The following is a 25180-nucleotide window of genomic DNA, read 5'->3' on the forward strand; positions in this document are numbered from 1 at the left end:
TTGAGTTAATAAACATTTAAATTTTTAAAATGAAAAAATTACTATTACTAGGTGCATTTGCATTATTTGGTGGGACTTTACAAGCTCAGGAGGGTTTTAAACTGGGAGCTCATGTTGGCGCACCTGTAGGTGATGCTGCAGATTTTGCTTCGGTTACATTAGGCGTTGATGCTGCATATATGTGGAATATTACCAAAGGTTTAGATGTAGGTGTTACTACAGGATATTCTCATTTTTTCGGAAAAGATCGTTGGGAAGATTTCGGATTTATTCCTTTAGCAGCTTCAGGAAAATATAAATTTAATGGGCTACCTCTTTTTGTAGGTCTTGACTTAGGAGGTGCAATTTCTACTAAAGATGGTATTGATAGTGGTTTGTATGTATATCCGAAAGTAGGATTTCAATTACCTAAAGCAGAACTGTATTTAGGGTATCAAAACATTGGAAGCGAAAGAGGAGATTGGGACAGAGATAGAGACAGAAGAATTGATTCTAATTTTGGTGCTATCAATTTGGGCGTGAACTTCTTTTTAAAGTAAAATATTTATATAATACCATATTTTATACTCCAGTTGAAAAATTGGAGTTTTTTTATGAATATTTTTAAATTAAATTTAATTATTTCTCGAGAGTGCGATTTTAATTCGAAAAAAATGAGTATTACTGGGTGATATTAATCATGTTAACAAATTTTAGTATTAAATAAGGTCATTATACATTTGCACTCAAGAAAGTATAAAATTATTCAAAATGAAAAAATTATTAATTGCAAGTGCTGTTGCACTTTTCGGGTTATCAAACGCTCAGATTGCTAAAGGAACAGTATATTTATCAGGATCTGTTGGTTATTCTCAAGAAGAAACTAACAACGGAAATTCTAAAGTTGAAAACTTTAACGTACTTCCTACAGCTGGATTTTTCGTAGCACCAAACTTAGCAGTAGGTTTAGGAGTTGGTTTCCAAACTCAAAAGGATACTAATATTTCAACTACTACTACAGCTTTATCAACTACAGTAAACACTTTAGAAGAGAAATATCCTGCATTTGTTGTAGCTCCTTTTGTAAGAAAATACTGGACTTTATCTGATAAATTGTATTTCTTCGGTCAGTTAGCTGTACCAATGCAGTTCGGAAAAGTTGAAGTTGAAAATTCTTCTGTAACTACTATTGGAAATACTACCTCTACTTCTTCTATTTCTTCAGAAGCTAAGTATACTTCTGTTGGTGTAACTGTAAAACCAGGTCTAGATTATTTCTTAAACAAAAACTGGACTATCGAAGCTACAATCGGAGAATTTGGTTACAATAACTTCAAACCAAAAGAAGGTGATGCTACAAACAACTATAGCTTCGGTTTAAACCTTGCTAATGTTGGTATCGGTGTTAAATATGTATTTGCTAAGTAATTAGTAAATCATTAAATTGATATAAGACCTGAGATTTTTTCTCAGGTTTTTTTATGTTCTAAAAAACTTACTTTAGATATTATTAAAGTCTTTTTATGTGAAGTCTTAAGTCAAGTCCATTCATTTATTTTGATGAAATTTATATAGTTAAAATCATACCAATTAGTTTAAGCTAAGTTTTTTTATAAACACAAAAAACTCTCAGAAAAAATTCTGAGAGTTTGTATATTTTAAAAAATCTATCGATTATTTTCCAAACATTCCGCCCATTCCCGGCATATTTGGCATCTTGCTCATCATCTGCATCATTTGTTTTCCTTGAGGACCCTGCATCATCTTCATCATTTTTCCCATTTGGTCAAACTGTTTCATCAAAGCATTTACGTCTTCAATTTTTCTTCCTGCACCTTTAGCAATTCTGTTTTTTCTCTGAGTATTGATAATAGAAGGTCTTCTTCTTTCATCCGGAGTCATAGAATGAATAATCGCTTCGATATGTTTGAATGCATCGTCACTGATTTCAACGTCTTTAATGGCTTTTCCAACTCCCGGAATCATTCCCATCAAGTCTTTCATATTACCCATTTTTTTGATCTGATTGATTTGCTTTAAGAAATCATCAAAACCAAATTCGTTTTTAGCGATTTTTTTGTGAAGTTTTTTTGCTTCCTCTTCATCAAACTGTTCCTGAGCTCTTTCCACTAAGGAAACAACATCTCCCATTCCTAAGATTCTGTCTGCCATCCTTTCTGGGTAGAAAAGATCTAAAGCTTCCATTTTCTCACCTGTAGAAATGAATTTGATTGGCTTTTCAACTACAGAACGAATCGTTAAAGCAGCTCCACCACGAGTATCACCGTCTAATTTCGTTAAAACAACTCCGTCAAAATTCAAAGTATCGTTGAAGGCTTTTGCAGTATTCACCGCATCCTGACCTGTCATTGAATCTACTACGAAAAGCGTTTCGTTGGGTTGAATCGTAGAATGAACGGTTTTGATTTCCTTCATCATCTGCTCATCAATTGCAAGACGACCTGCTGTATCGACGATTACAACATCATGACCATTAGATTTAGCAAAAATAATAGCATTCTGAGCAATACTTGCAGGATCTACAGAGCCTTCTTCTGTGAAAACAGGAACACCAATCTGTCCACCAAGAACTTTCAACTGATCAATTGCAGCAGGACGATAAACGTCACACGCAACCAATAAAGGCTTTTTGGTTCTTTTAGTTTTTAAATAATTAGCAAGCTTCCCGGAAAAAGTAGTTTTACCCGAACCTTGAAGACCTGCAATTAAAATTACAGACGGTTTCCCTGAAAGATTGATTCCTTCCTGAGAACCTCCCATCAAATCTACCAACTCGTCGTGAACAATTTTCGTCATCAATTGTCCCGGAGTAAGCGAAGTCAAAACGTTTTGTCCTAAAGCTTTATCCTGAACTCTTTTGGTAAGATCTTTAGCAACTTTATAGTTAACATCGGCATCTACCAATGCTCTACGAATTTCTTTTACGGTCTCCGCAACGTTAATCTCGGTGATTTTTCCACGTCCGGAAATATTATGAAGGGCTTTGTCTAATTTATCCTGTAAACTATTAAACATATTAATTGTAAATTATAGTGTGCAAAAATAGGGAATTTCATTCAGCTATAAAAGCGGTATTGAATGTTTTTGGTTAGCAATGTTTTAGACTGAATTTTTTTAGACGCTATTTTTTTGCTAAAATGTTTCTTTTATTACCTAATTTGTTACTAAAAGATTTCTCGCTGCTTTTTCACTGCATTTTTGATATTTTGAATATGCTTTTGCGGCTCTCGTCCTGATTTGCTCATTAGTTTCATTCAATAAATATCCTGAAATAGCATCATGTAAAGTGTATGCTTCGGGACTCATCAAACCGGTTGTCCAAACCAAAGGGTTTACATTAGCTTTTGCTAAATGTGGTGCGAAATAATCTTTGCTGTAGCACGCCAAAATAATGACATCACGTTTTTCTTTGTCGGTATTTTCGAAAGTTTCATTTAATTGAAAATCCATCAAACCGTCGTGACCAACATAAGCTAATAATTTTGAATTTCCACCAATTCCTATTGTTGTTTTACCAATTTTCAAAGTATCTTTAGTTTTTCCTGAACTGCTGTTTAGAAAATCGATAGTAGATTCTTTAATGAATTTTCCGTCATAGGCGTCGGCGACCAAATAATAATTTTTTGTAATGTGCTTAAAGATAATTCTTTCAATTTTTTCAGAGTTTAATTTTCTGCTTTCTAAAAATTTCCATTCTTTACTCTTTTTAAAATAAGAACGTACACCAAAAGCGCAACCCCAGTACAAATTGTTCCCAGGGTCTTGCCCGTTTCCAATTTTTTCGGGAACAGGAACGATTCCCTGATATTTATTATCACATAAGGCAACAAAAATATGGATGGTTTTTGTATCAGATTCAAAATGAAGATTCTTCTTTTCTTCAGATTTGTTTTTTAAAGATGGTGTTTTCTTTGACTCTTTATCATGATTGCAAGCCAGAATTAATAAACTCAAAAATAACAGAGGAAAGTGGAGCAGTTTCATCATTTTGTATTGAAATTAATTTATTTAATATTCATTTTTTAAAATTAATAATAAATTTCATTTTTCACATTCGGGAATTTAAAAGTAGAATTGCCGGGAATTACTGAGTCCATTTTCGGAGGTGTTATTTTTTTATTTAATTTTTGAGATTGTACAACTTTCTTTTCTCCATTTTCGCAATTTTCAACAGTTTTCTGATAAGTAGCATCGCCTGTACTGATGTTGTAATCAAATTTTAGCCAATAATCACACGGCGCCCCAAAACTTGCCGATGCACCAATGAGATACCAATCACCATTCTGAAAACGATAGCGATGCGTATATTCCCATTTATCTCTGCTTCCTCCAAAATGATTGATGACAATGCTTTTCTTGGCAATAGAAATTCCGTTAAAAGGATTTCCCATCATTCCTCCACTTTGTGAAGAAAGTAGAGGAGAAGAGGTTTGGTGAGTGATTTTCCACTTTTCATTTTGTTTTTTATAAATAGCAAGTATTTGTTCAGCATCTTCACGATCTGTGTTTGGCATTTCGTAAACTGCAACAGCTTCTTCGTTTTCATCTTCATCTAAATTTCCGTAGGCAATTTCTTTTAGTTCCCAGTATTTTGGAGTGAAGTTTTTAATATCATCAGATTCTTTTACCGTGATTTCTGCATCATAAGAATTGGCTTCAATAGCACGTTTTTTTTCATTCAAATAAGAGTCATTTTCTTTGGCAATTTTTGGGATGTTTTTTCTTATTTCATTAATGATTTCTGGTACTTGAGGAAGTTCATCATTCTTTTGTTGACTGTCTTTTGTGTAGTATTCAATTTCTCGAGTTTCAACAGTCGTCAGTTTTTTCTTTCCAATAATCCCATTATTTGCTTCGCTGTAAAATCTTTTTTTAACGATCCAATTTCCTTCTTTGTCGTATTGATATTCGAATTCTTCGATACTGCCAATTGAGCCATCGTAATATTTGGTCTGGTCAAAAGTAATATTACCATATTGATCAAATTTTTTATAATTTTTTGAGCTAATCTCTGTTCCTAAAAGATGATAACGAGATTCTATAGCTTCTGTATAATCATCATTATAAGTGAATTCTGTTTTGTTTTCTAATCCTTTTTGATTGTACCAAATTTCTGAGATGAGGTGTCCTTTTTTATCATATTTAAAATAAACTTTTCTGCCTTCTACAACATAATCTTCAATTTCATCAAGTTTATAAATACCATTCAATAAAGATAATTTCTGAACTTTAGATTGGTAAAGCGGACTGATTTTGATTAAATTTTTCTGATTGAAAATATAGGTTTTATCGGGATCTGAAAGACTATCTGAACCAATTTGAGAAACCGTTATTTTTTTCTGGCTTGCAGAATCTTCTACTTTATATTTTGTGTAATTGTTTAAAGATATTTTGGCTTCATTTTTTTCTAAATTGATTTCTTCAGAAATGATTTGGTTTTTATCATAAAAAAACCAACTTGAATATTGTGATTTTCCGTATTCTCTATCGTACTGACTTTCTTTTAAGACTAAATTTCCAGAAGATTCATTATAATAATATTTTGAAGTTGAAACACCGCTTCCTGAAATTTCTTTTCGAAAACTTCTTCTGCCATCTTTTCTATAAATAGTATGATTTATTAAATGCAAAGTTTTTCCTTCAAATACTTTGTCGTCTTTTGATTTTTTTTGGTTGCTGTCGGAAGTGTAGCTTTTTACAGAAAATACATTTCCTTTTAATACATTTCTATCTTCAGAAGGTTCTGAAAATGCTCCGATGTCGAGGTTTTCATTAATTTGCTTACTGGGAATATTTTGTTGAGAGCACATTGTAGTACTTACTAAAAATAAAGCTAACTGTAAAAATATTTTCATCACGATAGAATAGGGGTTTTTCTCTCAAAGATAAAGCAAATCTCAGTCAATTTTAAATTTTAATTTATTGATGAGTTTTTTATAATTATCAAGAGAAATGATTAAAACGCGTAGTTAATAATGAATTTTTATGACTTATTCTTTTGTATCATTAAAATAAAATTCAACGATCAACAATCTGCGAAATGTCATTTTATATTGTTTAAATGATATTGATAAATTTTGGTAGTTTTGCAACCAATGGAAAAGTTTTTAGTTGTCTTAAAAGGATTAGGATTTTTTTTACTCTTGTCGGCATTATTATTTATTGCACAGTGGCAATTGGCAGAAAATAATGTAGTGGTGCTCAATTATAAAATCCATATTCTTATATTTTTTATTACGTTAATTAGTTTAGTAACGATTTTAGTGGTTTTTGCCTTAGAAAAAAAGAATATAATAGGCTTTATTTTTCTTGGGTTTGTTGTATTTAAAATTTTCGCAATCGGCTATATTGCTGTGTTTCAGAAAGATTTTGAGCTGAATATTATACCTTACTTCGTTATTTACTGGATTTACCTATTGATAGAAGTAGTTTTTGTTTTAAAATTAGTTAAAAAACAAGACTAATATCATGTAATATAAAATTGAAGAATTGCTAAAAATCGAATAAAAATTTATATTTTTGCAAAAATTTTAGAAATAAAAGTCTAGTCATGAGTTTTAAAAAACTGTTAATCGCCCTTTATCTTTTTGTCTTCTGCTTCTCTTTTGCAGAAACACATGAAGGTACTGCGGAAGCTGCAAAGGATGAAGTATACAATCCGGTTCCATTTATTATGCACCATATTGCGGATGCACACAATTGGCATCTTTGGGGTGAAGGCCACAATTCTGTAGGAATTTCTTTACCTGTAATTCTTTGGGATAATGGTTTGAAAGTTTTCAGCTCTGAAAAATTCGGACATGAAGAAGAAAAAGTTGCTGAAGTAGATGGTAATTTCTACAAAGTACACCACAACAAAATTTATTCGACAGATGCTAACGGAACTTTGGATATGCACGACGGGCATCCAACAAACAATGAGCCTTTAGATTTTTCTATCACTAAAGTAGTTGCTCAAATGATTTTGGCTGCTATTATTTTATTAATTATCGGCTTTGCTTCGGCAGCAAGTTATAAAAAATCTCAGGTTCCTTCAGGAATTGCAAAATTCATCGAGCCTCTTGTAGTTTTTGTAAGAGATGATATTGCTTTACAAAACATCGGGTCTGTGAGATATAGAAAATATGTACCTTATTTGGTTACTTTATTTTTGTTCATCTGGCTTCTTAATATTTTAGGTTTACTTCCGGGAGCTGCAAATACAACGGGTAACATTGCATTTACAATGGTTCTTTCAGTATTTACATTATTAATTGTAAACTTAAGCGGTAGAAAAACATATTGGATGCACATGTTAGATCCTTTAGGAAAAAACATGCCATTCGGTGGGAAAATTTTAATCTATATTATCCTTATTCCTGTAGAATTATTAGGAATTATTACTAAGCCTTTTGCATTGATGATTCGTCTTTTTGCTAACATGACTGCAGGACACATCATTATCATGAGTTTGATTTCTTTGATTTTTATCATGAAAACTTACTTCATCACTCCGGTATCATTAGGTTTAGCATTATTTATCTATGTATTGGAAGTATTGGTAGCGGCTTTACAGGCTTATATCTTTACAATGTTGACAGCATTATTTATCGGGTCGGCTGTAGAAGAGCCTCACCACGATCACTAATTAAAATTAGAATTAAAAAAAAATAACTTTTTAAATATAATATTATGACAGGTAGTATCGCAGCAATCGGAGCTGGTTTAGCAGTAATCGGAGTTGGATTAGGAATTGGTAAAATTGGTGGTAGCGCAATGGAAGGTATTGCAAGACAGCCAGAGCAATCAGGAAAAATCCAAACTGCAATGATTATCGCAGCAGCTCTTATCGAAGGTGCTGGTCTATTCGGTATCGTAGTAGCATTACTAGGTAAATAAGAATAGTAAACAAATAGGATTCTACAAACGGTTGGTTTGTGGAATCCTTTTAAAAAAGTTAAAAAACAAATTAAAAATAATAATTGATATAAAATGGATTTATTAACTCCTTCAATTGGTAACATATTCTGGACAGCAGTAGTATTTTTATTATTGGTAGTTCTTCTTAAAGCTTTTGCTTGGAAGCCTATCCTTAGTGCTGTGAAAGAAAGAGAAGACAATATTCAGGATGCTCTTAACCAAGCTAAATTGGCTAAAAAAGAGATGGAAACTCTTAAAGCGGATAACGAAAGAATTATGCGTGAGGCTAAAATCGAAAGAGATGCTATGTTGAAAGAAGCTAGAGAAATTAAAGACAGAATTGTAGCTGAAGCTAAAGATGCAGCTAAGTCTGAAGGAGATAAATTGATCGAAGCTGCAAGACAAACAATCAACGAAGAGAAAAATGCTGCAATGGCAGATATCAAATCTCAAATCGGTATTTTGTCTGTAAATATCGCAGAATCTATCTTAAAGCAAAAGCTTGAAAATAGCGAAGCTCAAAACGAGTTGGTTCAGAATTATTTAAACAAATCAAATCTTAACTAAGAATGCTTACATCTAAAGTAGCTAAAAGATACGCACAAGGTTTACTAGAATTCACAAACGAATCTGGGCAAACTGAAGCGGTTTTTTCTGAAATGAAGGATGTAGTGAAGCTGATGTCTGAATCTAAAGATTTGAACAAATTTTTCCTTACACCTTACATTGATGCTAATAAGAAAACTGAGATTGCCAACGAAATTTTTAAAAGTTTTTCGCCTGTAGCTCAGAATTTAATTAAACTTATCATCAAAAACGGAAGAGAAAACCAAATTAAAAATATTGCACAGCAGTATATCAATAAAGTTGAAGATATTAAAGGAGTTCAAAGAGTTACGATTACTACCGCAACACCACTTTCTCAGGAAAATATCGATCAGATTTTAAAATCTACTTCTTTGGTAAATGCAAGTAATAATGCAGATGTTGAGGTAAATGTAAAACCAGAAATCTTAGGAGGTTACATTTTAAGAGTAGGAGATCAGCAAGTTGATGCTTCTGTGAAATCAAAATTGAATAAGATTAAAAAAGACTTTCAGTTAAATTAAGAAAAAAACAACCATACAATGGCAGAAATAAATCCAGCAGAAGTATCTGCGATCTTAAAACAGCAATTGGCCAACTTCGATACTCAATCTAATGTTGAGGAAGTAGGTACAGTTCTTACCATCGGTGATGGTATTGCTCGTGTTTACGGGTTAGAAAATGTACAATACGGTGAGTTGGTGAAATTTGCTAGCGATGTAGAAGGTATCGTACTAAACCTTGAAGAAGACAACGTAGGTGTTGCTCTTTTGGGTGAAAGTAAATTGGTAAGAGAAGGAGACACAGTAAAAAGAACAAACAGAATTTCTTCTATCAAAGTAGGAGAAGGAATGTTAGGTAGAGTAGTTGATACTTTAGGTAACCCAATCGATGGTAAAGGTCCTATCACAGGAGATCTATACGAAATGCCATTAGAAAGAAAAGCTCCGGGTGTTATCTACAGACAGCCAGTAACTGAGCCTTTACAAACAGGTATCGTTGCGATCGACTCTATGATCCCTGTAGGAAGAGGTCAGAGAGAGCTTATCATTGGTGACAGACAAACAGGTAAAACTACTGTTGCTATTGATACGATCATCAACCAAAAAGAATTTTTTGATGCAGGAAATCCTGTATATTGTATATATGTTGCAATCGGACAAAAAGCTTCTACAGTAGCTCAGATTGTAAAAACTTTATCAGATAAAGGTGCTTTAGCTTATACAGTAATTGTTGCAGCTAATGCTTCAGATCCGGTTCCTATGCAGGTTTATTCTGCAATGGCAGGAGCTTCTATCGGTGAATTCTTCAGAGATACTGGTAGACCGGCTTTGATCATTTATGATGATTTATCTAAACAAGCGGTAGCTTACCGTGAGCTTTCTCTACTATTGAGAAGACCACCGGGACGTGAGGCTTATCCTGGAGACGTTTTCTATCTTCACTCAAGATTATTGGAAAGAGCTGCAAAAGTAATCGCTGATGATACTATTGCAAGCCAAATGAATGATTTACCTGAATCTCTAAGACCTTTAGTAAAAGGTGGTGGTTCATTAACTGCACTTCCAATTATCGAAACTCAGGCGGGTGACGTTTCTGCGTATATTCCAACAAACGTAATCTCTATTACAGACGGACAGATTTTCTTAGAGTCTGACTTGTTCAACTCAGGGGTTCGTCCAGCAATCAATGTAGGTATTTCTGTATCTCGTGTTGGAGGGAATGCTCAGATTAAATCAATGAAAAAGGTTTCTGGTACTCTTAAATTAGACCAGGCTCAATATAAAGAATTGGAAGCGTTTGCTAAATTCGGTTCTGATCTTGATGCTTCTACTTTAGCAGTTATCTCTAAAGGAGAAAGAAACGTAGAGTTGTTGAAGCAGCCGGTTAACTCTCCACTTCCTGTTGATAGCCAAGTTGCTATGATCTATGCAGGTACAGAGAATTTAATGAGAAACGTTCCTATCAAGAAAGTGAAAGAATTCCAAATCGAATATATCGAGTTCCTAAGATCTAAGCATCCTGAAACTATGGCTGCCCTTAAAGCTGGAAAAATCGATAACGATATTACAGGTGTTCTTAAGCAAGTTGCTACAGATTTAGCTTCAAAATATAACTAAAAATTAGTTGATGGTTTTTGGTTGATAGTTGACAGAATTTTCTAAAACTAGCAACCAACAACCGACAACCAACAACTAACCCAATATGGCAAACTTAAAAGAAATACGAGGAAGAATCACTTCAATTTCATCTACGATGCAAATTACACGTGCTATGAAAATGGTTTCGGCAGCGAAACTAAAAAAAGCACAAGATGCCATCGTAATGTTGAGACCTTATTCTGAAAAACTTCAGGAGATCATTCAGAATGTAAATTCTAGTTCAGATCCTGATCAGGTTTCTGTTTACGCTCAGAAAAGAGAAGTAAAAAAAGTACTATTTATTGCTGTAACTTCAAACAGAGGTTTGGCAGGTGCTTTCAACTCATCTGTTGTAAAAGAATTAAACCACCAGTTTCAGAACAATGCTCAGTACGAAATTGAAATTCTTACTATTGGTAAAAAAGTTTATGATGCTGTAAGAAAAAACCGTTCGGTGTTTTCAAATGAAAGTGCAATTTTTGATAATCTTACTTTCGATAAAGTAGCAAACATTACAGAAAGTGTAATGACAAGTTTTATTGAAGGTAAATTTGATGAAGTTTATGTTGTTTACAATAAATTTATCAACGCTGCAACTCAAGAAGTGATCACAGAGCAAGTTCTTCCGATCTCAATGGTTGAAACTGAGAAAGAAGAAGGACAAACAGAAACTGATTATATCTTTGAACCTAATAGAAATGAGATTTTGGATAATTTGATTCCTAAATCTATTAAAACTCAGGTTTTCAAAGCTGTTTTAGATTCTGTAGCTTCAGAACACGGTGCGAGAATGACGGCAATGCACAAAGCAACAGATAATGCTGAAGCCCTTAGAAATGATCTTAAGATTTTCTATAACAAAGCAAGACAGGCTGCAATTACCAACGAGATCCTAGAAATTGTTTCAGGAGCAGAAGCTTTGAAAAACTCGTAATAAAATATTCAAAAAATATGAAAGCACCGATACCTTCGGTGCTTTTTTTGTTATTATTATTTTGTATATCTTTGCATAAATAATTATAATTTCTAAATGGATTCTGACATAGTCAGGCTTTTGCTAGCCTTGTTTCTTGTATTACTGAATGGCTTTTTCGTAGCCGCAGAATTTTCAATTGTTAAAGTTCGTTACTCTCAAATTCAGCTTAAAGCTGCCGATGGCGATTCTATGGCAAAACAGGCAGAGCATATTATCAAACATCTTGATGAGTATCTTTCTGCAACACAGCTTGGTATTACTTTAGCTTCTCTTGCTTTAGGTTGGGTGGGCGAAAGTGCGATGCACCACGTTATTGATAATGTATTTCATTCTTTAAATATAAATCTTGCTGAATCTACTGTTACAACAGTTTCTTTGGTTTTAAGCTTTCTGATTATTACAGTAATGCATATTGTTTTTGGTGAATTAATTCCAAAATCTATTGCGATAAGAAAGGCTGAAGCTACTACAATGGCAACTGCAGTTCCTTTGAGAGTTTTTTACACAGTTTTCAAACCATTTATCTGGTTGATGAACTTAATGTCTAACGGGGTTTTAAGATTAATCAAAATTCATCCGGCTTCCGAGCAGGAAATTCACTCTACTGAAGAACTTCAGCTTTTGGTAAAGCAGTCTGCCGATAGCGGAGAAATTGAGGAAGAAAACTACGAAATCATTAAAAATGCATTTGATTTTACCGATCACTCTGCAAAACAAATCATGGTTCCGAGACAAAATATTACTTCTATCGATTTTTCTGATGATTTAAATGATATTATCAATAAAATCATGGAAAGCGGATATTCCAGAATTCCGGTCTACGAAAATTCGATTGATAACATCATTGGTGTTTTTTATACAAAAGAAATCATCAGAGAATTCGTTAAAAGAAAAGGAGAGCTGAGTCACGATGATCTTCGAGAATTAATGCGTGAATCTTTCTTTGTGGTAGGAAGCAAGAAAATCTCAGACTTATTGAAGATTTTCCAGCAGAAAAAGCAGCATTTAGCTATTGTAATTGATGAATTTGGTGGAACTGAAGGAATTATTACCTTAGAAGATATTTTGGAAGAATTGGTGGGTGAAATTCAGGATGAAGAGGATGATGAAGAAAAATTGGTTGATAAAATTGCTGAAAATACCTATTGGGTAAAAGCTACTCAGCCATTGGATGAAATCAACGAATCTTTGCCTAAAAAATTGACTGTTTCTGAAGAAAGCGAGTACAATACATTAGCGGGATTTATTTTGCATGCTTTGGAAGATATTCCGGAAGAAAACCAGGAATTTGATTTGGAAAATTATCATTTCAAGATTTTGAAAATGAACAATAAGAGCGTCGAAATGGTTGAATTGGTGTATATTGAACCGAATATAGTAGACGATATTTTAGATAAATTAGACGTTTAAATACATAAATAATGATTTTTTATAACAGCATAAAAGATTATGAAGATCCAAAACGACAGTACGAAGAGGAAGTTCTGGTTTTGGATGATACAGATGAAGTGTACAAACTGATTCTGCATAACGACGATATTCATACTTTTGACGATGTAATTGAAGCGTTGATTCAGATTTGTAAACACGATCCGATACAGGCAGAGCAATGCACCATGTTGGTTCATTTTAAAGGTAAATGCACCGTAAAAACAGGCTCAATAGATATTTTGAAGCCGATGCACGAAAAATTAATTGCAAGAAGCTTAACAAGCGAAATCGTATAATACAGACTCCGACATAAATGTCGGAGTTTTTTGTTTAATTTAAATTTAATTATCAAAAAATACAATCTTTTTTCAAGCTAAAAAAACATCCGGCTTCAGACTTCAAACTTCCATCATAAATACTATCTTTGTAAAAACTCTAAAGAAATAAATAGAATGCTTGTAATAGGAATTGCCGGAGGTACAGGATCGGGCAAAACTACCGTTGTTGATAAGATTATTCAACAGCTTGATATTGAGGGAATGAATATTCTTTCTCAAGATAATTATTATAATGATAATCACAATCTTACACTTACAGAAAGAGAAGCTTTAAACTATGATCATCCGAAATCCATCGATTTTGATTTATTGATTAAACATGTAAAAGCTTTGAAAAATAACGAAACAATCGAGCAACCTCTTTATAGCTTTGTAACGCACGGAAGAACAGGGGATCATATAACCGTTGAGCCGAAAAATGTTTTGGTAGTTGAAGGAATTCTGGTTTTAACCAATAAGGAATTGCTTAAAGAATTTGATTTAAAAGTATTCGTTCACGCAGATTCAGACGAGAGACTGATCAGGAGGATCAAAAGAGATACACAGGAAAGGGGAAGAGATCTGAACGAGGTTTTACACCGTTATCAGACTACCTTGAAGCCAATGCATCAGGAATTTATCGAGCCTTCAAAAAACGAAGCCGATTTAATTATTCCAAACATGAGACAGAATTCTGTCGCAATTGATTTTTTAACGACCGTTATTAAAAATTCATTAAGAAAACACTAAAAAAATGGCAGAAAAAGAACTTATTAAAGATATCAAACCAAAATCGGAAATTTTTAAATTTTTTCAGAGTTATGTTTTAAACAAATATATTCTGACGATTTTCCTGTTTCTGGTGTGGATGATTTTCTTTGATCAAACTTCTTTTTTGGTAATCCATGAGCTCAATGGCGAAATTAACAAGTACGAAGAACAGCTCGATTATTATAAATCAGAATACGAAAAGAATGATAAATTCTACAAAAAACTGATGAATAATAAGTCTGAAAAAGAAAAATACGCCAGAGAAAATTATTTTATGAAAAAGCCCAACGAAGAGATCTTCATTCTCGTTGTAGACAGCGCAAATATTGCTAAAAAATAAACTTTAACGTGAACTGTGAATGTCAATTAGAGTCGCTGTCAATTTAAAATAAATCCACGAATCAAAATTGTTCATTACCCATTACATATTACCCATCATTTATGTCAAATTCAGAAACTTTCTCAAGCTGGGAAAATCTTGTTAAAAAACAACTTAAAACGGAAGATATTTACACGATCCTTAAAAAAGAAAATTTAGAAGGAATTGATGTGAAACCTTTTTATAATTCTGTGGAAAAACCAATGGTCAACCTTCCGAAAGTAGAAGAAAGCACCCATTTGGTAGCAACATACCACGAAAGTCTTGAAGATGATGTTTTTGCATTTTTATTGAATGAAAATGTAGAAAATCTTGTAGGAAAAACTGTTTTTGTTAACAATAAAGATTTGGCAGAGCACATCAGTCCGCAAGATGAAGACCAATATTTCTCTCTGATTGATGTTTTTGATGAGCAAAATGCAGAAATTAATGATCAGCTGGTAAAAGAGCTTTTGGCAAAAGATTTTAAAAGAAATATTTGTGTAGATATTTCCCTTCATCAAAATGCCGGAGCTGCAATTTATCAGCAATTGGGGATTGCTTTGGCAAAAACGAAAGAATTGATTGAAATTTACGGAGCAGAAATCATCAATAAGCTGATTTTCAGGATTGCTGTCGGAGGAAACTATTTCTTTGAAATGGCTAAAATCCGTGCTTTTAAATTGGTTTTTAATCAGTTATCTAAAGAATATGATTTAAACGAGATTCCATATATTTTTGCTGAAACCTCACTTAGAAATAAATCAATTTTAGATAACGAAAATAATCTTATTCGCTCGACTTTAGAATTGGCTTCTGCCATGATTGGTGGAGCAGATGCGGTTTACAGTACGAATTATCTTGTTGAAAAAAGCACAGAAAATTCAGAAGAAATTTCTTTTAAACAACAGATTGTTTTGGCTTACGAAAGTATCATCAATGTGTTTGAAGATGCATCCAACGGAAGTTATTACATAGAAGATATTACCAATCAAATCGCTGAGAAATCTTGGAAATTCTTTGTTGAAATAGAAGAAAAAGGAGGTTATTTGGAACTTTTAAAACAAGGAATTATCCAGAAAAACATCTACGATCATGCTGTTGAAGAACAAAAGTGGGTGGAAGAAGGTAAAATAAAACTGATTGGCGTTAATTTATACCCCATATTAGAGCTAAAAAAATCTATTGAGGAATTATATCATCAAAATGAATTAAACGCCGTTCGTTGGGCTGAAATGTTTGAGTAAAGAGTAATCGTATTTTGATGCCACGAATGCACGAATATATTTATTAAATTTGTTTTCGAACACAAATGGATTAAATATATGAGTGTTATTTACAAAGAAGAATCATATCAAATTATAGGAATCTGTATGGAAATTCATAATTATTTGGGACATGGATTTTCAGAAATTGTATATAAAGATGCTTTGGAAATAGAATTTCGAAAAGCTGGAATCTTTTATGAAAGGGAAAAAGAATACGAAGTGGTATATAAAGAAATTGTACTTCCCCATAAATTTTATGCAGATTTTGTAATTAACGAGAAGATTATCCTGGAAATAAAAGGAAAAAATCAGATTGCAGAAACAGATCTCGCACAGGCAATTAATTATTTAAAAGTTTCTGATAATAAATTAGCAATTATTGTAAATTTTGGTGAATCAAAATTAAATTATAAAAGAATAATTTTATAATTAGTAACTAATTTTTAAAAAAGATATTCGTGCATTCGTGGCATTCAAACAAAGAAATTCAAAACTACATCAATGCAAATCTCACCGCAGATCTGCATTCTTTATTATTAAAAAAATCTCCGTTTTCTGAAGTTTCTATGCAGGAAATTGTTCAGCAGATTAAAGGAAAACAGGTTGCTCAGAAAAAGTTTCCATTTCTTTTACAAGACGGAATTGTTTTTCCGCCACAACTTAATCTTGAACAGTCTTCTTCAGAAAAAACAGCTCTTTATAAATCAGAAATTTTAAAAGGAAACAAATTTATCGATTTAACGAGCGGTTTTGGAATTGATGCCTATTATTTATCGAAAAATTTTGATGAGATTACTTTAGTTGAACAAAATAAAGAACTTTTAGATATTGTAAAGCATAATTGGAATGTTTTAGGCAAGAAAGCAAGCTTTATTAACTTAAAAATGGAAGATTTTCTTAATGAAAACAAAGAAAATTTTGATGTAATTTACCTTGATCCCGCACGAAGAGATCAGAATAAAAATAAAGTTTTTCTGCTTGAAGATCTTTCACCAAATGTTTTGGAAATTCAGGATCAATTGCTGTCTATTTCGGAAGAAGTAATTATAAAACTCTCGCCTTTAATTGATTTAAAATATCTGATTTCGGTTTTAAAAAACATTTCTAAAATTGAAATTATCGCCGTTAAAAATGATGTAAAAGAGATTGTGGTTTTTCTTTCTAAAAATTATTCAGGAGAAATTATTTGTAAATGTATTAATCTTGAAAGCGATGAAAAAGATTTTAGTTTTGAAATAAATGCTGAAAAACATTCAGAAGCTGAATATTCAGAACCTCAAAAATTTATTTATATTCCGAATAATACCATTCTCAAAGCAGGGATTTTCAATCTGATTTCAGAACAGTTTAAACTTAAAAAACTACATCCGAATACCCATTTATATACTTCGGATGTTAAAATTGAAGATTTTCCAGGAAGAATTTTAGAAATGGAAATGATTGATTCAAAACAGATTAAAAAGAAAGAACAGTTTAATCTGATTTCAAAAAATTATCCTTTAAAACCTGAAGAAATCAAGAAGAAATATCAGTTGAAAGATGGCGGAAATCAATATCTTATTTTTACACAATCCAAAAAAGGTAAAATAATATTAAAATCAGTCTAAAAATGTTGCCGAAAAATGCAATATTTCTTACTTTTGGGCAATAAAAAATTATAGAAGAAATCGCAAAGATTGTTTGAGCAACAAACATTGATCGATAAAGTGATTTCATTAGATTTAAAAATAAATATCTGCATATGAAAAAATTAGTTATATGTTTAGCTCTTGCAACGGTAGCGGTAAGCTGTAAAAAAATCCAGGCTGGAGGGAATAAAAATATCATCAAACTGGAAGAAGGTACAGAAAGATATTCTGATGATCACCAAGGTGGTTCAGAAGCTCATGGTACAGCTCACGAAGCGGCGGCTCCTGCACATGCAGAACCAGCTAAAGATGCTCACGGAACTGAAGCTCCAAAAACTGATTCTACTGCTGCAAAGAAACAAGAGCCTGCAAAAGCAGAGCACTAATTTTCTGAAAATAAAATATATGAATCCTGCTTTTTTGCAGGATTTTTTTGTTGAAACAAGATTAAATTTTTTCAAAAGAAATTAAAGCTAATTTGTTTGCTGTGGCGATACAATTTTTTTAATTTTAACAAAATTTAATTTACAATGCAAGAAACATTAAATTACATCAACGAAAACAAACAGCGTTTCGTAGATGAATTGTTTGAGTTACTTAGAATTCCTTCTATTTCTGCCGATCCGGCTTACAGCAACGACGTTTTAAAATGTGCTGAAGTTTGTGCAGAACACCTTAAAAATGCAGGAGCGGATAATGTTGAAATATGCAAAACAAAAGGATATCCTATCGTTTTCGGTGAAAAACTAATTGATGCAAATCTTCCGACAGTTTTGGTATACGGTCATTACGATGTACAGCCTGCAGATCCTTTGGAACTATGGAAAAAACCACCTTTTGAGCCTTATATTGAGAAAACTGATCTTCATCCTGAAGGTGCGATCTTTGCAAGAGGTTCAGCAGATGATAAAGGACAGTTTTTTATGCAGGTGAAAGCTTTTGAAGCAATGATGCAAACTAATTCTCTGCCTTGTAATGTAAAGTTTATCTTAGAAGGAGAGGAAGAGGTAGGTTCTATAAGCCTAGGAGATTGGGTAAATGAGAATAAAGAAAAGCTTTCTTGTGATTGCATATTGATTTCAGATACTCATATTTACAGTAACGAACAACCAACAGTTACAACTGGTTTAAGAGGTTTAAGCTATGTGGAAGTTGAAATTGAAGGACCAAACAGAGATTTGCATTCAGGACTTTATGGAGGTGCAGTTCCGAATCCTATTCATGTGCTTTCAAGAATGATTGCAAAATTAATTGATGAGGACGGACAAATCACAATTGATGGTTTTTATGACAACGTAGAAACTGTTTCTGATGAAGAAAGAGCTGAAATGAATAAGCTGAAAGATAATCCTGCAGAATTTAAAAAATCGATTGGTTTAAATGATGTGGAAGGTGAAAAAGGATATACAACTTTAGAGAGAACTTCAATCCGTCCTACACTAGATTGCAACGGAATTTGGGGTGGTTATACAGGTGAAGGCGCAAAAACGGTAATTCCGTCTAAAGCTTCAGCTAAAATTTCGATGCGTTTAGTACCTTATCAGACTCCTGAAGAAATTACAGAAAAGTTTACAAAATATTTTGAGAAAATTGCTCCTGCAAATGTAAGAGTAAAAGTTACCCCACATCACGGTGGAATGCCTTATGTTTTACCAACTGATACTAAAGAGTATTTGGCTGCTAAAAATGCAATGCAAACTGCTTTCGGAAAAGAAGTTCTTCCATATAGAGGAGGTGGAAGTATCCCAATTACCTCAATGTTTGAGCAGGTTTTAGGAGCTAAATCAGTGTTGATGGGATTTGGTTTAGATTCTGATGCGATCCATTCTCCAAACGAGCATTATGGATTGTTTAATTTCTATAAAGGAATTGAGAGTATCCCAATGTTTTTTGAGAATTATTCGAAGTCTTAAAAAGTGAATTGATTTATTAAATAATAATCCTTGAGAAGTTTTTCTTGAGGATTGTTTATTTTATATTGGTGTTTTTTTGTTGGATTGAATTATTTTCTTTAATTTTAGCATATAACTTTGAATGAGAATATTATGAAAAAAATTTTACTATTAAGCGCCCTTTTAGGGTTAGGATTATTGAATGCTCAATCAACCCTTTTTCAAGAAAATTGGGATGGTCAAGGTCCAGGAATTGGCTCATGGACTCTTTATAATGTAGATGGTCTTACACCAATTGATCCTTTTGATGCTAATAACGATGGATTGCCAGCTCTTGTTACAAATGCTTGGAATGTTTTGTCATTAACTCAAATTCAAAACTCTGGACCAAACTTGGCTACATATACCTATCCAGCAGGAGCAACAGGTATGGCAGGTAATGTAGCAGTAGCAAATTCTTGGTATGATCCGGCAGGTACGGCAAATGATTGGCTTGTATCTCCACAAATTAATATTCCGGCAGGAGCAACAGGTGTAAACTTAACATGGTCGGCAACTAGTATGGGTGCAGCTGCATATTTAGAGAATTATAAAGTATATATTTCTACTACAGGTAACCAAGTTGCAAATTTTACTACAATTTTGAAAACAGTAACTAATGAATCAGTTACTGGAACGTATCACACAGTTAATCTTAATTCATATGTAGGGCAGAATGTTTATATAGCTTTCAGAGATGACAGTAATGACGAATACATAATGTTATTAGATAATATTAAAGTAACATCTGCAAATACGCTTGCAACAAATGATATTGTAAAAAAACAAACGTATTTTTCTCCCAATCCAACTTCTGATTTTTTAAATATCAAAACTAACTCTAAAATTAATGCAGTTTCTGTTGCAGATCTTACAGGTAAAAAAGTGAATGTAAAATTAGATGGTGATAAAGTAGACGTTAGAAGTCTTCCTGCAGGAACTTATTTAATCAATATTGAAACAAAAGATGGTGTTTCTACGGAAAAATTCATCAAAAAATAAATTACTGATCAATCTAAGTATATTAAAAAAAACGCTCTATTTGGAGCGTTTTTTTGATGAGAAAAAAACCAAACAGAATTTCATTCCTGACTTTATTTTAGAGTGGTTCTTGATTCTTGACATTATTGGTTGTTTAATTTTTAAAATATCCCAATGTTTTGAGAATTATTATAAGCCTTAAAAGTGAATTAATTTATTAAATAATAATCCTTAAGAATTTTTTCTTGAGGATTATTCATTTTGTGTTGATATTTTTTGTTGGATATTTTTTTTTTATATCTTTATATTTAAATAAAACTTATTAAAAATGAAGAAATATTACTTCCTTGGCCTAATAGTTTCTACTTTAGGTCTAAAATCACAAACAATTATTTTTAATCAACCTACAACCACGACAGATGGTATTGTCTCTGACGTGCTGTCAAATGGGAATTTTGTAGCAGCAGCTGATGATTTTACACTCCCTTTGACAAGTAAAATTACTAAAATAAAGGTTCAAGGGTTTCAGAATCAATCAAATTTAGAAACAACGATAGGTACAGGTGCAGTGCTCTATATCTATGCGAATAATGCTGGTAGTCCAGCTGGAATTCCTAATAATCCAGCAGTAGCTCCAATAGCAAGTATAAATATTAATAAAGGAGCTGCAGGTTATAATTTAGTAAAAAACAGTAGTAATTATACTTATGAAATTGATTTTACTGCAGCTTTAAGTACTCCTGTAATTTTACAGCAAAATACAGTATATTGGTTAGTTTTTGCTCCAAAAACAAGTTTGACAGCATATACTGCTGCAACGAGGTTTAACTGGTTTGCTGGCCAAGTAGCTGGAAATGCGGCTAAACTTGTAGACCCAAGCGATGCTTTTGGAGCGGGAGCGACTACATGGACTGATATTTCTGCACTTACTCCTAGTGCAGCTCTTGACGGTCTTGCTTTTTCTATTGAGGGTGAAACTGCAGTTTTAGGAACAAGTGAGTTGTATAGCTCAACAACAGATCTGATTATTTCTCCTAATCCTACAACTGATTATTTACAAATCAAATCTAAAACTGATATTAGAAATATTGAAATTTTTGACATAACTGGCAGAAAAGTTAATGCTGTATTAAATAATGATAAGATAGATGTGAGAAATCTACAGGCAGGAAGCTATATTATTAACATTGAAACTAAAGAAGGGAAGAAAACTAAAAAATTCATCAAAAAATAAATTACTGATCAATCTCAGTATATTAAAAACGCTCCAATTGGGGCGTTTTTGTTATTTTAGAGTTTTAAAAGATTAATCAATGATAAAAAATAAAGCAGCATATATTACAGGAGGAACAAAAGGAGTAGGATACGGAATTGCAAAAGTATTGCTTCAAAATGGTGTTTCAGTTGCATTTTCGGGAAGAAAAAAAGAAGAGGTTGACAAAGTAGAGAATGAATTAAAAGAATATTCAGCCAATGTTTTAGGTTTGATTTCAGATGTTTAAAATCTGGACAATGAGTCTAATGCAGTCAAAAGCATCATAAACAAATTCGGAAGATTAGATTTTGTCATTGCTAATGCAGGTTTAGGAATTTTCAAACCTGTTGATGAACTAAGTTCTGAAGAATGGAATGAGATGATTGATACCAACTTAACCGGAGTTTTTCATACTTTAAAAGCTTCAGTTGAAGAATTAAAAAAAACAGAAGGATATTATATTACGATTTCAAGTTTAGCGGGAGCTAATTTCTTTGAAAACGGAACAGGTTATAATGCTTCAAAATTCGGCGTAGTGGGCTTTACTCAGGCTGCTATGATCGATTTAAGAAAGTATAATATCAAATCTACCGTAATAATGCCGGGTTCGGTTGCTACAAATTTTAACGGAAATATCCCCTCTGAAAAAGATGCCTGGAAAATTCAGCCGGATGATATGGGGAATTTGGTATTGGATATTTTGAAGATGAATCCAAGAGTTTTACCAAGCAAGATAGAGTTTAGAGCAACAAAACCAAAGTCTTAGAAACTTATAATGCGCTGAATAATAATTAAATAAGTATTATGCATGCATAATATATTTTTTATTTATATTTACAAAACTTAACAAACAAAAATAGCTTCCGAAAATCTCAGGATTTTAATAGGCTGAAAATAAAAATTTATAACACACATGGAGCCGTAAGGTGACATTTGGTAAATGAAAATAATTAAAACCACATATGAAATCGCCATGAATTGGAAACGCTTTTACCAATGAAAACAAGCGATAACATATGGCAATTAAAAACAATAAAATCTACATATGAAAATATTAGTTTGCATCAGTAGTGTTCCGGATACTACTTCAAAAATCAATTTTACAGCAGATAAATCTGCATTCGACAAAAACGGAATTCAGTGGGTAATCAATCCGTTAGACGAATTCGCATTAACGAAAGCAATTAAATTACAAGAATCTCAGGGAGCAACTGTTACGGTTTTAAACGTAGGAGATGCTGGAACTGAGCCGGTAATCAGAAAAGCTTTGGCAATTGGTGCAAATGACGGAGTAAGAGTAAATCTTGACCCGAAAGACAGCTATTCTACAGCGAAAGAAATTGCTTCTGTAGCTCAGAATGGAGGATACGACTTAATTCTTTGTGGTAAAGAATCGATTGATTACAATGGAGGTTCTGTTCCTGGAATGGTTGCTCAGTTGTTGAATCAGCCTTTTGTAAACGCTTCTGTTGGTTTAGATGTGAACGGAGCTGAGGCGACTGCAGTAAGAGAAATTGAAGGAGGTAAAGAAACTATTTCTGTGAAATTACCTGCTGTAATTGCTGGACAGAAAGGATTAGTTGACGAAAAAGATTTGATTATTCCAAACATGAGAGGAATTATGTCTGCAAGAACAAAACCTTTGCAGGTTGTAGAGCCTACTTCTTCTGAAGTGAAAGTTCAGGGAGTTTCTTATGACTCTGTTCCACCAAGAGCAGCTGTGAAAATCGTTTCTCCGGATAATTTAGATGAGTTGGTAAGACTTCTTCACGAGGAAGCTAAAGTTATTTAATAAGAACCAAGTAAAAAGTAAAAAGATTCAAGTGGTTTGATTCGGAGTTTAAATTTCAAACGTCAAATCTCAAATCTTGAACATTAAACCTTAAACTTTAAACAAAATTAAAATGGCAGTATTCGTATACGCAGAAAATATAAACGGTGTTTACAAGAAAGCAGCTTTTGAAGCAGTTTCTTATGCTAAAGCAGTGGCAGATCAGGTGGGTGATACCGTTACGGCAATCTCTGTAAACCCAACAGATTCTTCAGATTTATTGTATAAATATGGAGCAACAAACTTAATCAACATTAAAGACGAAGGTCTTAAAAATTTCTCAGCAAAAGCTTATGCACAAGCTGTAAGTGAAGTTGCAGACGGAAATATCCTTGTTTTTCCTCACACAACAGATGCTTCTTCTGTAGCACCAATGTTGGCTGTAATGAAGAATTATTCTTTAATTACTAATGTTTTGGAAGCTCCGGAAAGTCAGTCTCCGTTTCAGGTGAAAAGAAAAGCTTTCTCTGGGAAAGGTTTCATGCATGCAAAAGCTGAAGGAACAGGAGTAATTCTTACTGTTTCTCAAAATGCTTTCGGTGTTAAAGAAAATGCAGTTTCTGGTTCAGAAGAGGTGAAAAATCTTTCTATTGCTAATGAAGATACTAAAGTAATTTCTCACGAGCAGAGTGCAGGTAAATTAGACTTGAAAGAAGCTGAAGTAGTAGTTTCTGCAGGTAGAGGAATGAAAGGTCCTGAAAACTGGGGAATGGTAGAAGATTTAGCAAATGTTTTGGGTGCTGCAACAGCTTGTTCAAAGCCGGTTTCAGACATCGGATGGAGACCTCACACAGAGCACGTAGGTCAAACTGGTAAAGCAATTGCACCTAATCTTTATATTGCAATTGGTATTTCTGGAGCAATTCAGCATTTAGCTGGAGTAAACTCTTCTAAAACAATCGTGGTAATCAACAGTGATGCTGAAGCTCCGTTCTTCAAATCGGCTGATTACGGTGTTGTAGGGGATGCTTTCCAGATTATCCCTGCATTAACTGAGAAAATTAAAGCACTTAAAGGATAGAAAGGTTAATGGGGAATTTTGCTTCGCAAGTCAATAGTGAATTTTAAAATTGACAACGAAGTGAATTGACATTTGACCATTCACAATTTAAATAATTACAATAAAAGCTCGGCTTCCGGGCTTTTATTTTTGTCTAAAAAGTAAAACCTACAATAAAAAATTAATTTATATTTGTAGTCATGGATTATAAACAGCTAATCATACGCGGAATATCGTACAGCCAGACCCAATCGGGCGCTTACGCATTGCTATTGGAACATGAAGAAACAAACATTAAATTGCCCGTTGTTATCGGTAATTTTGAAGCGCAATCCATTTCTTTAGGCTTAGAAAAAGACATTCATCCGCCACGTCCGCTTACACACGATTTATTTACAAAATTTATTATTTCTACGAATTATAAATTGGTTTCGGTAATCATTTATCAGATTGTAGACGGCGTTTTCTTTTCAAATATTAATTTTAAAAATTCCGAAACCGAGGAAGAGCTGATTCTTGATGCAAGAACTTCAGATGCTGTTGCAATGGCAGTAAGATTTGATGCACCAATTTACACAACACAGCAGGTTTTAAACGAAGCCGGGATTTTATTGGAACTGGAAGAAGTAGCTAAAGAAGAAGAAACTTTTTCTGAAACAGTACAACCAGAAGACAGCTTGACGTCTGTCTCAATGGAAGAATTACAGAAATTGCTGGATGAAGCCGTAAAAGAAGAAGATTTTGATACCGCTCTTGAAATTCAGGAGGAGATCAAAAGGCGAAAAAAGAAAATAGATTAAAGAGATAT

The 25180-nt window shown here is 33.0% G+C and carries 26 protein-coding genes and 1 pseudogene; 24 read left to right on the forward strand and 3 right to left on the reverse strand.

The genetic code is table 11. The features are described from left to right. Window positions 1-29 precede the first annotated feature (29 nt). Together FDY99_RS20115 and FDY99_RS20120 are read left to right on the forward strand one after the other, a co-directional pair. Window positions 30-539 carry a hypothetical protein gene (locus FDY99_RS20115; protein WP_115950100.1) on the forward strand — a complete coding sequence of 170 codons (510 nt, stop codon included), beginning with the start codon at window positions 30-32 and terminating at the stop codon, window positions 537-539. Window positions 540-750: 211 nt separating this feature from the next. Continuing rightward, on the forward strand, window positions 751-1407 hold the full coding sequence (locus FDY99_RS20120) for an outer membrane beta-barrel protein (RefSeq protein ID WP_116094243.1): 657 nt from the start codon (window positions 751-753) through the stop codon (window positions 1405-1407). A 246-nt stretch (window positions 1408-1653) separates the two neighbouring features. Here the strand turns inward: FDY99_RS20120 and ffh are convergent, their stop codons facing one another. From ffh to FDY99_RS20135, 3 genes are all read right to left on the reverse strand, one after another. Then, window positions 1654-3015, reverse strand: a complete 1362-nt coding sequence (ffh, locus tag FDY99_RS20125) for a signal recognition particle protein (RefSeq protein WP_074229127.1) — start codon at window positions 3013-3015, stop codon at window positions 1654-1656. 138 nt (window positions 3016-3153) lie between these two features. Then, complete coding sequence (locus tag FDY99_RS20130; RefSeq protein WP_228448877.1) at window positions 3154-3987, reverse strand: hypothetical protein; 834 nt, start codon at window positions 3985-3987, stop codon at window positions 3154-3156. A gap of 41 nt (window positions 3988-4028) precedes the next feature. Continuing rightward, window positions 4029-5855 (reverse strand): hypothetical protein, encoded by a 1827-nt coding sequence (locus FDY99_RS20135; protein WP_139423468.1) that lies wholly within the window; start codon window positions 5853-5855, stop codon window positions 4029-4031. A gap of 240 nt (window positions 5856-6095) precedes the next feature. On the opposite strand from FDY99_RS20135, the gene FDY99_RS20140 reads away from it, so the two are divergent. From FDY99_RS20140 to FDY99_RS20245, 22 genes and pseudogenes are all read left to right on the forward strand, one after another. Continuing rightward, window positions 6096-6464, forward strand: coding sequence for a hypothetical protein (locus tag FDY99_RS20140; protein ID WP_074229125.1), 369 nt, complete (start codon window positions 6096-6098; stop codon window positions 6462-6464). An 86-nt stretch (window positions 6465-6550) separates the two neighbouring features. After that, complete coding sequence (gene atpB / locus FDY99_RS20145) at window positions 6551-7627, forward strand: F0F1 ATP synthase subunit A (RefSeq protein ID WP_079464685.1); 1077 nt, start codon at window positions 6551-6553, stop codon at window positions 7625-7627. 44 nt (window positions 7628-7671) lie between these two features. Next, window positions 7672-7878 (forward strand): ATP synthase F0 subunit C, encoded by a 207-nt coding sequence (atpE, locus tag FDY99_RS20150; protein WP_066676872.1) that lies wholly within the window; start codon window positions 7672-7674, stop codon window positions 7876-7878. Window positions 7879-7971: 93 nt separating this feature from the next. Next, window positions 7972-8466, forward strand: coding sequence for a F0F1 ATP synthase subunit B (locus FDY99_RS20155; protein WP_066676870.1), 495 nt, complete (start codon window positions 7972-7974; stop codon window positions 8464-8466). Between the two features lie 2 nt (window positions 8467-8468). Continuing rightward, entirely contained in the window at window positions 8469-9008 is a 540-nt protein-coding gene (gene atpH, locus FDY99_RS20160) for an ATP synthase F1 subunit delta (protein ID WP_074229123.1), read from the forward strand. Window positions 9009-9026: 18 nt separating this feature from the next. Further along, window positions 9027-10604 (forward strand): F0F1 ATP synthase subunit alpha, encoded by a 1578-nt coding sequence (gene atpA, locus FDY99_RS20165; RefSeq protein ID WP_074229121.1) that lies wholly within the window; start codon window positions 9027-9029, stop codon window positions 10602-10604. 85 nt (window positions 10605-10689) lie between these two features. Next, window positions 10690-11559: an ATP synthase F1 subunit gamma gene (gene atpG / locus FDY99_RS20170; protein WP_074229120.1), complete on the forward strand. Its 870-nt coding sequence runs from the start codon at window positions 10690-10692 to the stop codon at window positions 11557-11559. 96 nt (window positions 11560-11655) lie between these two features. Further along, on the forward strand, window positions 11656-13011 hold the full coding sequence (locus FDY99_RS20175; protein WP_139423469.1) for a hemolysin family protein: 1356 nt from the start codon (window positions 11656-11658) through the stop codon (window positions 13009-13011). 11 nt (window positions 13012-13022) lie between these two features. After that, on the forward strand, window positions 13023-13328 hold the full coding sequence (locus FDY99_RS20180; protein WP_139423470.1) for an ATP-dependent Clp protease adaptor ClpS: 306 nt from the start codon (window positions 13023-13025) through the stop codon (window positions 13326-13328). Window positions 13329-13484: 156 nt separating this feature from the next. After that, window positions 13485-14099 (forward strand): uridine kinase, encoded by a 615-nt coding sequence (udk, locus tag FDY99_RS20185; RefSeq protein WP_074229114.1) that lies wholly within the window; start codon window positions 13485-13487, stop codon window positions 14097-14099. Between the two features lie 4 nt (window positions 14100-14103). Next, window positions 14104-14460, forward strand: coding sequence for an FtsB family cell division protein (locus tag FDY99_RS20190; protein WP_074229112.1), 357 nt, complete (start codon window positions 14104-14106; stop codon window positions 14458-14460). A 101-nt stretch (window positions 14461-14561) separates the two neighbouring features. Then, the gene (locus FDY99_RS20195; RefSeq protein WP_139423471.1) at window positions 14562-15725 is read left to right on the forward strand and encodes a methylmalonyl-CoA mutase family protein; all 1164 of its coding nucleotides are present in this window, start codon (window positions 14562-14564) and stop codon (window positions 15723-15725) included. Between the two features lie 78 nt (window positions 15726-15803). Then, window positions 15804-16175 (forward strand): GxxExxY protein, encoded by a 372-nt coding sequence (locus FDY99_RS20200; RefSeq protein WP_139423472.1) that lies wholly within the window; start codon window positions 15804-15806, stop codon window positions 16173-16175. A gap of 29 nt (window positions 16176-16204) precedes the next feature. Beyond that, the gene (locus tag FDY99_RS20205; protein ID WP_228448879.1) at window positions 16205-17353 is read left to right on the forward strand and encodes a class I SAM-dependent methyltransferase; all 1149 of its coding nucleotides are present in this window, start codon (window positions 16205-16207) and stop codon (window positions 17351-17353) included. A 134-nt stretch (window positions 17354-17487) separates the two neighbouring features. Further along, window positions 17488-17760, forward strand: coding sequence for a hypothetical protein (locus tag FDY99_RS20210; protein ID WP_074229106.1), 273 nt, complete (start codon window positions 17488-17490; stop codon window positions 17758-17760). Between the two features lie 144 nt (window positions 17761-17904). Continuing rightward, window positions 17905-19287 (forward strand): dipeptidase, encoded by a 1383-nt coding sequence (locus tag FDY99_RS20215; RefSeq protein WP_139423473.1) that lies wholly within the window; start codon window positions 17905-17907, stop codon window positions 19285-19287. 132 nt (window positions 19288-19419) lie between these two features. After that, window positions 19420-20307 carry a T9SS-dependent choice-of-anchor J family protein gene (locus FDY99_RS20220; protein ID WP_139423474.1) on the forward strand — a complete coding sequence of 296 codons (888 nt, stop codon included), beginning with the start codon at window positions 19420-19422 and terminating at the stop codon, window positions 20305-20307. A 307-nt stretch (window positions 20308-20614) separates the two neighbouring features. Next, entirely contained in the window at window positions 20615-21520 is a 906-nt protein-coding gene (locus FDY99_RS20225; protein WP_139423475.1) for a T9SS type A sorting domain-containing protein, read from the forward strand. Window positions 21521-21599: 79 nt separating this feature from the next. Then, a pseudogene (locus FDY99_RS20230) lies at window positions 21600-22307 on the forward strand (SDR family oxidoreductase). Between the two features lie 279 nt (window positions 22308-22586). After that, a complete protein-coding gene (locus FDY99_RS20235; protein WP_074229099.1) occupies window positions 22587-23333 on the forward strand; it encodes an electron transfer flavoprotein subunit beta/FixA family protein in 747 nt (248 codons plus the stop codon). A gap of 112 nt (window positions 23334-23445) precedes the next feature. Next, window positions 23446-24393: an electron transfer flavoprotein subunit alpha/FixB family protein gene (locus tag FDY99_RS20240; protein ID WP_139423476.1), complete on the forward strand. Its 948-nt coding sequence runs from the start codon at window positions 23446-23448 to the stop codon at window positions 24391-24393. Window positions 24394-24572: 179 nt separating this feature from the next. Next, window positions 24573-25172 (forward strand): bifunctional nuclease family protein, encoded by a 600-nt coding sequence (locus FDY99_RS20245; RefSeq protein WP_074229095.1) that lies wholly within the window; start codon window positions 24573-24575, stop codon window positions 25170-25172. Window positions 25173-25180 lie beyond the last annotated feature (8 nt).

Source organism: Chryseobacterium mulctrae (genome assembly GCF_006175945.1).
Taxonomy (GTDB): domain Bacteria; phylum Bacteroidota; class Bacteroidia; order Flavobacteriales; family Weeksellaceae; genus Chryseobacterium; species Chryseobacterium mulctrae.

Bases quoted from the DNA above. Each gene is read 5' to 3' on its own strand.
- FDY99_RS20200 (WP_139423472.1), top strand. From the start codon at position 15,804: ATGAGTGTTATTTACAAAGAAGAATCATATCAAATTATAGGAATCTGT.
- FDY99_RS20190 (WP_074229112.1), top strand. From the start codon at position 14,104: ATGGCAGAAAAAGAACTTATTAAAGATATCAAACCAAAATCGGAAATT.
- FDY99_RS20235 (WP_074229099.1), top strand. From the start codon at position 22,587: ATGAAAATATTAGTTTGCATCAGTAGTGTTCCGGATACTACTTCAAAA.
- atpA (WP_074229121.1), top strand. From the start codon at position 9,027: ATGGCAGAAATAAATCCAGCAGAAGTATCTGCGATCTTAAAACAGCAA.
- FDY99_RS20120 (WP_116094243.1), top strand. From the start codon at position 751: ATGAAAAAATTATTAATTGCAAGTGCTGTTGCACTTTTCGGGTTATCA.
- FDY99_RS20210 (WP_074229106.1), top strand. From the start codon at position 17,488: ATGAAAAAATTAGTTATATGTTTAGCTCTTGCAACGGTAGCGGTAAGC.
- ffh (WP_074229127.1), bottom strand. From the start codon at position 3,015: ATGTTTAATAGTTTACAGGATAAATTAGACAAAGCCCTTCATAATATT.
- FDY99_RS20225 (WP_139423475.1), top strand. From the start codon at position 20,615: ATGAAGAAATATTACTTCCTTGGCCTAATAGTTTCTACTTTAGGTCTA.
- FDY99_RS20245 (WP_074229095.1), top strand. From the start codon at position 24,573: ATGGATTATAAACAGCTAATCATACGCGGAATATCGTACAGCCAGACC.
- udk (WP_074229114.1), top strand. From the start codon at position 13,485: ATGCTTGTAATAGGAATTGCCGGAGGTACAGGATCGGGCAAAACTACC.
- FDY99_RS20215 (WP_139423473.1), top strand. From the start codon at position 17,905: ATGCAAGAAACATTAAATTACATCAACGAAAACAAACAGCGTTTCGTA.
- FDY99_RS20130 (WP_228448877.1), bottom strand. From the start codon at position 3,987: ATGATGAAACTGCTCCACTTTCCTCTGTTATTTTTGAGTTTATTAATT.
- FDY99_RS20135 (WP_139423468.1), bottom strand. From the start codon at position 5,855: ATGAAAATATTTTTACAGTTAGCTTTATTTTTAGTAAGTACTACAATG.
- atpB (WP_079464685.1), top strand. From the start codon at position 6,551: ATGAGTTTTAAAAAACTGTTAATCGCCCTTTATCTTTTTGTCTTCTGC.
- FDY99_RS20155 (WP_066676870.1), top strand. From the start codon at position 7,972: ATGGATTTATTAACTCCTTCAATTGGTAACATATTCTGGACAGCAGTA.
- FDY99_RS20115 (WP_115950100.1), top strand. From the start codon at position 30: ATGAAAAAATTACTATTACTAGGTGCATTTGCATTATTTGGTGGGACT.
- FDY99_RS20175 (WP_139423469.1), top strand. From the start codon at position 11,656: ATGGATTCTGACATAGTCAGGCTTTTGCTAGCCTTGTTTCTTGTATTA.
- FDY99_RS20220 (WP_139423474.1), top strand. From the start codon at position 19,420: ATGAAAAAAATTTTACTATTAAGCGCCCTTTTAGGGTTAGGATTATTG.
- atpE (WP_066676872.1), top strand. From the start codon at position 7,672: ATGACAGGTAGTATCGCAGCAATCGGAGCTGGTTTAGCAGTAATCGGA.
- FDY99_RS20140 (WP_074229125.1), top strand. From the start codon at position 6,096: ATGGAAAAGTTTTTAGTTGTCTTAAAAGGATTAGGATTTTTTTTACTC.
- atpG (WP_074229120.1), top strand. From the start codon at position 10,690: ATGGCAAACTTAAAAGAAATACGAGGAAGAATCACTTCAATTTCATCT.
- atpH (WP_074229123.1), top strand. From the start codon at position 8,469: ATGCTTACATCTAAAGTAGCTAAAAGATACGCACAAGGTTTACTAGAA.
- FDY99_RS20180 (WP_139423470.1), top strand. From the start codon at position 13,023: ATGATTTTTTATAACAGCATAAAAGATTATGAAGATCCAAAACGACAG.
- FDY99_RS20195 (WP_139423471.1), top strand. From the start codon at position 14,562: ATGTCAAATTCAGAAACTTTCTCAAGCTGGGAAAATCTTGTTAAAAAA.
- FDY99_RS20240 (WP_139423476.1), top strand. From the start codon at position 23,446: ATGGCAGTATTCGTATACGCAGAAAATATAAACGGTGTTTACAAGAAA.